Source organism: Mitsuaria sp. TWR114 (assembly GCF_007997345.1).
Window position 1 is genome coordinate 1 of record NZ_VOSR01000254.1, and the last position, 7,400, is coordinate 7,400.

The following is a 7,400-nucleotide window of genomic DNA, read 5'->3' on the forward strand; positions in this document are numbered from 1 at the left end:
TGCCCGGCCGCCGTCAGCGCGACGGCCCGCCGTCCGCGCTCGAGCAGTTGCACGCCCAGTTGCGCCTCCAGCTTCTGCACCGCCAGGCTCAGCGGCGGCTGGGTCATGTGCAGCCGCTCGGCGGCGCGACCGAAGTGCAGTTCCTCCGCGAGCACGAGGAACTGGCGGATCGGACGAAGTTCGATCATCGATATGTCGGGCAAATCAATTCGGTGTCCACTATATATTGGACCCGCATGGTCCGGCGGCGCATACTGGCGCGCTCCAAGCACTGCCCGCCAGGATGTCCGCCATGACCGACGCCAAGAACGCCACGCCCGACGACGCCCCGAATCGTCGCTCCCGGAACATCACCGAAGGCGTCGCGCGCGCGCCCAACCGCTCGATGTATTACGGCATGGGCTACCAGGAGAGCGACTTCGGCAAGCCGATGATCGGCGTGGCCAACGGCCACTCGACGATCACGCCGTGCAACTCCGGCCTGCAGAAGCTGGCAGACGCCGCCGTCATCGGCCTGAAGGCCGCCGGCGCCAACGCCCAGCTCTTCGGCACGCCGACGATCTCCGACGGCATGGCCATGGGCACCGAGGGCATGAAGTATTCGCTGGTGTCGCGCGAGGTCATCTCCGACTGCGTCGAGACCTGCGTCGGCGGCCAGTGGCTGGACGGCGTGATGGTCATCGGCGGCTGCGACAAGAACATGCCCGGCGGCATGATGGGCATGCTGCGCGCCAACGTGCCGGCGATCTACATCTACGGCGGCACCATCAAGCCCGGCCACTACAAGGGCCAGGACCTCAACATCGTCAGCGTCTTCGAGGCGGTCGGCCAGTTCAGCGCCGGCAAGATGAGCGAGGAAGACTTCTGCCAGATCGAGAAGCGCGCCATCCCCGGCAGCGGCTCCTGCGGCGGCATGTACACGGCCAACACGATGAGCTCGGCCTTCGAGGCGCTGGGCATGTCGCTGCCCTACTCGTCGAGCATGTCCAACGTCGAGGACGAGGTCGTCGAGAACACCAAGCGCGCCGCCGACTACCTGGTCCAGGCGGTGAAGGCCAACCTCAGGCCGCGCGACATCGTCACGAAAAAGGCGATCGAGAACGCGGTGGCGGTGATCATGGCCACCGGCGGCTCGACCAACGCGGTGCTGCACTTCCTGGCCATCGCGCATGCCGCCGAGGTGGACTGGACCATCGACGACTTCGAGCGCATGCGCAAGAAGATCCCGGTGCTGTGCGACCTCAAGCCCAGCGGCCGCTTCCTCGCGGTGGACCTGCACAAGGCCGGCGGCATCCCGGCGGTCATGAAGCAGCTGCTCAAGGCCGGCCTGCTGCACGGCGACTGCATCACCATCACCGGCAAGACCGTCGCCGAGAACCTGGCCGACGTGCCGGACCTGTCGCCGGAGCAGGAGGTGATCCGCGCCGTGTCGGACCCGATCTACGCCGAAGGCCACCTGGCGATCCTCAAGGGCAACCTGTCGCCCGAGGGCTGCGTCGCCAAGATCACCGGCCTGAAGAACCCGGTCATCACCGGCCCGGCGCGCGTGTTCGACGACGAGCAGTCGGCGCTGGCCGCGATCATGGCCGGCCAGATCAAGGCCGGCGACGTGATGGTGCTGCGCTACCTCGGCCCCAAGGGCGGCCCCGGCATGCCGGAGATGCTGGCCCCCACCGGCGCGCTGATCGGCCAGGGCCTGGGCGAGAGCGTCGGCCTGATCACCGACGGGCGCTTCTCCGGCGGCACCTGGGGCATGGTGGTCGGCCACGTCGCGCCGGAAGCCTATGAAGGCGGCACGATCGCGCTGGTCCACGAAGGCGATTCGATCACCATCGACGCGCACCAGCTGCTGCTGCAGCTGCATGTGGACGATGCCGAACTGGCGCGCCGCAAGGCCGCATGGACGAAACCGGCACCGCGCTACACGCGCGGCGTGCTGGCCAAGTTCGCCAAGAGCGCCTCGAGCGCCAGCTCGGGCGCGGTGCTCGACAAGTTCGAGTGAACGATCCGGCGCCGGCCCATCGGTCGGCGCGATGAATGCGACAGCGGGGCCCGAGGGCCCCGCTGTCATTGCCGGTCGCGGCGGTCGGCCGCGGTCCGGATCAGCGCCGCTTGCGCTGCTTGTCCGCCTGGCCGAGCGCCTCGAGCGAGCGCTGGCGGCGCGCCTCCCGGCGCTCATCGAGCTTGTCCATCTCCTTGCGCTTGGTGTAGCCCGACTTGTCGGCGAACTCCCACCACAGCACCGCCAGCACGAAGGGCGACAGCACCCACCACCAGCTCAGCGCACCGATCGGCCCGAACTCGGCCAGCTTCAAGGCGATCAACAAGACGCCGATCACGATCAACCACATCGCATTTCTCCTCGTACACGCGCCAGGTCGGCACGGCTCCCAACACTACAATCGCCCGAGCCCGGACACCCCCAGCCACTCGCCGCTCCCCCGGGAAGCGGTCCCCACCTCGCGAGCTTCTCGCAGGGTTCTCTTGAGGGTGTTCCGCATCTTCCCGGCAGGATCTGAAAGGATGCCATGAAAAACGCCTTGTTCGTCTCCGCGGCCCTGATCGCCGCCCTGTCCGCCCCCAGCGCCTTCGCCAGCCAGGAACTGGCCCAGAAGAAGAACTGCATGGCCTGCCATGCCGTCGACAAGAAGCTGGTCGGCCCCGCCTACAAGGACGTCGCGGCCAAATACGCCAAGGACAAGGATGCGGTGAAGAAGCTGTCCGAGAAGATCATCAAGGGCGGCTCCGGCGTCTGGGGCCCGGTCCCGATGCCGGCCAACGCGCAGGTCAGCCCGGCGGAGGCCGAGCAGCTCGCCAAGTGGGTGATGTCGACGAAGTGACGGTCGACGAAGTGAAGGTCGACGCGCCGAGCCCAGCCGGCTCGCCATGAACAAGGCCCCTTCCGGGGCCTTGTCTCATTCAGCGCCTGCCGTCAGCCGCCCTCTTCTCACGAAGTCTTCTCAGGAAGTTCAGCCGCACCCGGCCGCGCAGGCCGACGGAGATCAGGATCTCCCGGCCGCCGATGGCCAGCAGCAGCAACTGCGCCAGCGCGTCGGCACAGCGCCGGATTGGTTTCGGGGACCTCTGCGGGAACGAAGACTCCACAAGCGACTCCTTCTGTGAGATCGGCATCCGGGGGATGCCGCGCGAGCGCCGCCCTGATCGCGGGCCGGATCGCGGCCCGCCCCGATGGGGCGGTGCGACGATTCTTGGTCCATGAACCGCGCGGACACCACGACCCGAGCCAGTGTGGCTGCGGCCTTGGCTGCCACATGAAGGCCAAGCGCTGCCGGAGACCAGCGCCCCGCTGCCGCACCGCCCCGCGCACGCGGGCCGCGCGGCGGGCGTTCATGCGGGTGCCGGGATGCAGGTGTCTGCGCGAGCCCCATGAAAAAACCCCGCCGAGGCGGGGCTTCACGAGCTGCTGCGGAGCGATCTCAGTAGGCCTGGCCCAGTTGCTCCAGGATCGCCGGATTCTCCAGCGTCGAGGTGTCCTGCGTGACGCTCTCCCCCTTGGCGACCGAGCGCAGCAGCCGGCGCATGATCTTGCCGCTGCGGGTCTTGGGCAGGTTGTCGCCGAAGCGGATGTCCTTGGGCTTGGCGATCGGACCGATCTCCTTGGCGACCCAGTCGCGCAGCTGCTTGGCGATGGCCTTGGCCTCGTCGCCGCTCGGACGCGGGCGCTTGAGCACGACGAAGGCGCAGATCGCCTCGCCGGTGGTGTCATCGGGCCGGCCCACGACCGCCGCCTCCGCCACCAGCTCGGTGCAGCTGACCAGCGCGGACTCGATCTCCATCGTCCCCATGCGGTGGCCCGAAACGTTCAGCACGTCGTCGATGCGGCCGGTGATGGTGAAGTAGCCGGTGTCCGCGTCGCGGATGGCGCCGTCGCCGGCGAGGTAGTAGCCCTTGAGCTCGGGCGGGTAGTAGCTCTTCTTGAAGCGTTCCGGATCGCCCCAGATCGTGCGGATCATCGAGGGCCACGGCTTCTTGACGACCAGGATGCCGCCCTGCCCGTTGGGCACGTCGTTGCCGGTCTCGTCCACGATGGCCGCGGTGATGCCGGGGAACGGCAGCGTGCACGAGCCCGGCACCAGCGGCGTGGCGCCCGGCAGCGGCGTGATCATGTGGCCGCCGGTCTCCGTCTGCCAGAAGGTGTCCACGATCGGGCAGCGGCCGCCGCCCACATGCTGGTGGTACCACTCCCAGGCGGCCGGGTTGATCGGCTCACCCACCGAGCCCAGCAGCCGCAGCGAGCCCAGGTCGTAGTTCTTCGGATGGACCGCCTCGTTGGTCTCGGCCGCCTTGATCAGCGAGCGGATCGCCGTCGGCGCCGTGTAGAAGATCGTGACCTTGTGCTTCTGGATCATCTGCCAGAAGCGGCCGGCGTCCGGGAAGGTCGGGATGCCCTCGAAGACGATCTCGGTGCCGCCCAGCGCCAGCGGCCCGTAGGTGATGTAGGTGTGGCCGGTCACCCAGCCGATGTCGGCGGTACACCAGAAGATGTCGGAGTCCTTCAGGTCGAAGGTCCACTTGGTGGTCAGCGCCGCATGCAGCAGGTAGCCGCCGGTGCTGTGCTGCACGCCCTTGGGCTTGCCGGTCGAGCCCGAGGTGTAGAGCAGGAACAGCGGATGCTCGGCCTCGACCCATTCGGGTTCGCAGCTCGTGGCCTGGCCGGCCACCGCGTCATGCAGCCATTCATCGCGGCCATCGACCCAGGCGATCTGACCGCCGGTGCGCTTGTAGACGAGGACCGACCGGATCGTCGGGCAGCTGTTGTCGGCCAGCGCGTCATCGACGATGGCCTTGAGCGGCAGCGACTTGCCGCCACGCGCCTGCTCATCGGCGGTCAGCACCATCACCGCGCCGGCGTCCTGCACCCGGTCGCGCAGCGACTGCGCCGAGAAGCCGCCGAACACCACGAGTGCGTCGCGCCGATGCGCGCGCAGGCCTGCATCGCCACCACGCCCTCGACCGACATCGGCATGTAGATGACGACGCGATCGCCCTTCTTCACGCCGCGCGCCTTGAGCGCGTTGGCCAGCTGCGCCGTCCGGGCCAGCAGCTCGGCATAGGTGACGCGGGTGACGCTGCCGTCGTCGGCCTCGAAGATGATCGCGACGCGCTCGCCCCGGCCGGCCTCGACGTGGCGGTCCAGGCAGTTGTAGGACACGTTGAGCCGGCCGTCCTCGAACCACTTGAAGAAGGGGGCGTCCGACTCGTTCAGCACCTTGGTGAAGGGCTGCTTCCAGCTGAGCAGCTCACGCGCCTGGCGCGCCCAGTAGCCGGCGTAGTCGGTCTCGGCTTCCTTGCACAGCGCCTCGTAGGCGGCCATGCCGGACACGTGCGCGCCCTGGACGGCGGCTTGGGGGGGGTTGTAGATCTTGTCGCTGATCTTGTCGCTCATGGCCTATGTCTCCGTACAGGCAGGGATCTTCGAACTCGGCCGAACTCTCCGCTTTCACACTGACGATCTGCTTACTCTTGTAGAAGAGCGGCGGGCGCGCGGCCGCGAAACCAGCGGCATGCTCTCACTAAAATCGCCCGGTTTGGCGGTTCCCGCCCGTTACGACCTGAAGGATTGCCCCGATGACCGATCGACCGAAGGCCCCGGCCGACACCACGCCCAAGCGCATGCACCCGCTCGCCCACCTGATGTTCGGGAGCCGCTGGCTGCAGTTGCCGCTGTACCTGGGGCTGATCCTGGCGCAGGCGGTCTACGTCTACCAGTTCTGGACCGAGCTGATCCATCTCGTGGAGGCGGCCTTCGGCAACCAGGAAGCCCTCAGACTGCTGGTGGACAGCGTGGGCTACAAGGCCGGCACCGCGCCCACGAAGCTCAACGAGACCATCATCATGCTGGCCGTGCTGGCGCTGATCGACGTGGTGATGATCTCCAACCTGCTGATCATGGTGATCGTGGGCGGCTACGAGACCTTCGTGTCGCGGCTGCATCTGGAGGGCCATCCGGACCAGCCCGAATGGCTGGACCACGTCAATGCGTCGGTGCTGAAGGTCAAGCTGGCGACGGCCATCATCGGCATCTCCTCGATCCACCTGCTCAAGACCTTCATCAATGTGCAGAACCTGACCGAGCAGACGCTGATCTGGCAGACGGCCATCCACCTGGCCTTCCTGCTCTCAGCGCTGGCCATCGCGATGACCGACCGGCTGCTCACCCATCCGCCGGGCGACAAGCACTGAGCGCCACCGCGGCGCCGGGTCGGCGCCGGATCGGCACTGGATCGGCATCAGCGACGAGGGAGCCCGCGGGCTCCCTTCTTTTTTGGGCGGGGCGCCCGCTCAGGCGCTTCTGCGCAGCAGGATCAGCGTGCCCACCACGCCGGACAGGATCGAGCCGCCCAGCACGCCGAGCTTCACCCGCGTCTCGTAGTCGGGCCCGTGGCCTTCGAAGGCCAGGCCGCCGATGAACAGGCTCATCGTGAAGCCGATGCCGCAGAGCACGCAGACGCCGAAGAACTGGATCCAGTCGGCGCCGCCCGGCCGCTGCGCCAGGCCGAAGCGGATCATCAGCCAGGAGCTGCCGAACACGCCCACCGCCTTGCCGAGCAGCAGCCCCAGCGCGATGCCCAGCGACACCGGATGCAGCAGGTCGCCCGCATGCAGGCCCAGCAGCGACACGCCCGCGTTGGAGAACGCGAACATCGGCAGGACCAGGAAGGCGACCCACGGATGCAGGCCGTGCTCGAGGTCCTCGGCCGGCGAGTGGCCGCGGCCGTCGTCCGACGGGATGAACAGCGCGGTCGCGACGCCCGCGAGCGTCGCATGCACGCCCGACTTGAGCACGCAGGTCCACAGCACCAGGCCGACGACGATGTAGAGGTCCGCGCGCGTCACCCGGGCCTGGTTGAGCGCGAAGAGGATCGCCAGGCAGGCCGCGGCGGCCCCCAGCATGACCAGCGACAGCTGGCTCGTGTAGAAAAGCGCGATGACGACGATGGCGCCGAGGTCGTCGATGATCGCGACCGCCGTCAGGAAGACCTTCAGCGAGGCCGGCACCCGGCTGCCCAGCAGCATGACGATGCCGATCGCGAAGGCGATGTCGGTGGCGGCGGGGATCGCCCAGCCGTGCAGCGCGACCGGATCGCCGCGGTTGATGACGGCATAGATCAGCGCCGGCACGACCATGCCGCCCAGCGCGGCCACCATCGGCAGCACCGCCTGGGAGCGCTGGGCCAGCTCGCCGCTGACGAACTCGCGCTTGATCTCCAGGCCGACGAGGAAGAAGAACACCGCCATCCACAGGTCGTTCACCCAGACCAGCAGCGGCTTGGCGAGCACCAGCCAGTCGCCGCCGATGCGGACCTCGCCCTCGATGCGGGTGAAGGCGGCATAGAGCTCCCGCCAGGGCGAGTTGGACAGGATCAGCGCGGCCACCG

The 7,400-nt window shown here is 68.1% G+C and carries 6 protein-coding genes and 2 pseudogenes; 3 read left to right on the top strand and 5 right to left on the bottom strand.

Annotated elements, in window-relative coordinates; translation table 11 throughout:
• Positions 1–188: LysR family transcriptional regulator (locus FUT87_RS10945; protein ID WP_186830477.1), on the bottom strand; the 188-nt coding region annotated here is incomplete at its 3' end.
• 104 nt (positions 189–292) lie between these two features.
• On the opposite strand from FUT87_RS10945, the gene ilvD reads away from it, so the two are divergent.
• The gene (gene ilvD, locus FUT87_RS10950; protein WP_147241031.1) at positions 293–2,002 is read left to right on the top strand and encodes a dihydroxy-acid dehydratase; all 1,710 of its coding nucleotides are present in this window, start codon (positions 293–295) and stop codon (positions 2,000–2,002) included.
• 100 nt (positions 2,003–2,102) lie between these two features.
• Here the strand turns inward: ilvD and FUT87_RS10955 are convergent, their stop codons facing one another.
• On the bottom strand, positions 2,103–2,351 hold the full coding sequence (locus FUT87_RS10955; protein ID WP_091723387.1) for a TIGR04438 family Trp-rich protein: 249 nt from the start codon (positions 2,349–2,351) through the stop codon (positions 2,103–2,105).
• Positions 2,352–2,528: 177 nt separating this feature from the next.
• Between FUT87_RS10955 and FUT87_RS10960 the strand changes: the two genes are divergently transcribed.
• Positions 2,529–2,840 (top strand): c-type cytochrome, encoded by a 312-nt coding sequence (locus FUT87_RS10960; RefSeq protein WP_147241032.1) that lies wholly within the window; start codon positions 2,529–2,531, stop codon positions 2,838–2,840.
• Between the two features lie 597 nt (positions 2,841–3,437).
• Here FUT87_RS10960 and acs read toward each other — a convergent pair.
• A pseudogene (gene acs, locus FUT87_RS10965) lies at positions 3,438–5,230 on the bottom strand (acetate--CoA ligase).
• A pseudogene (locus FUT87_RS31690) lies at positions 5,219–5,407 on the bottom strand (acetyl-coenzyme A synthetase N-terminal domain-containing protein); the annotation flags it as partial. The pseudogenes FUT87_RS31690 and acs, both read right to left, overlap by 12 nt.
• 182 nt (positions 5,408–5,589) lie before the next feature.
• Here FUT87_RS31690 and FUT87_RS10970 point away from each other — a divergent pair.
• Positions 5,590–6,204, top strand: a complete 615-nt coding sequence (locus FUT87_RS10970) for a TIGR00645 family protein (RefSeq protein WP_147241033.1) — start codon at positions 5,590–5,592, stop codon at positions 6,202–6,204.
• A 99-nt stretch (positions 6,205–6,303) separates the two neighbouring features.
• On the opposite strand, the gene nhaA is transcribed toward FUT87_RS10970, so the two are convergent.
• Positions 6,304–7,400, bottom strand: a 1,097-nt coding sequence (gene nhaA / locus FUT87_RS10975) for a Na+/H+ antiporter NhaA (protein ID WP_147241034.1), incomplete at its 5' end; no start/stop codon positions are given.

Bases quoted from the DNA above. Each gene is read 5' to 3' on its own strand.
- FUT87_RS10955 (WP_091723387.1), bottom strand. From the start codon at position 2,351: ATGTGGTTGATCGTGATCGGCGTCTTGTTGATCGCCTTGAAGCTGGCC.
- ilvD (WP_147241031.1), top strand. From the start codon at position 293: ATGACCGACGCCAAGAACGCCACGCCCGACGACGCCCCGAATCGTCGC.
- FUT87_RS10970 (WP_147241033.1), top strand. From the start codon at position 5,590: ATGACCGATCGACCGAAGGCCCCGGCCGACACCACGCCCAAGCGCATG.
- FUT87_RS10960 (WP_147241032.1), top strand. From the start codon at position 2,529: ATGAAAAACGCCTTGTTCGTCTCCGCGGCCCTGATCGCCGCCCTGTCC.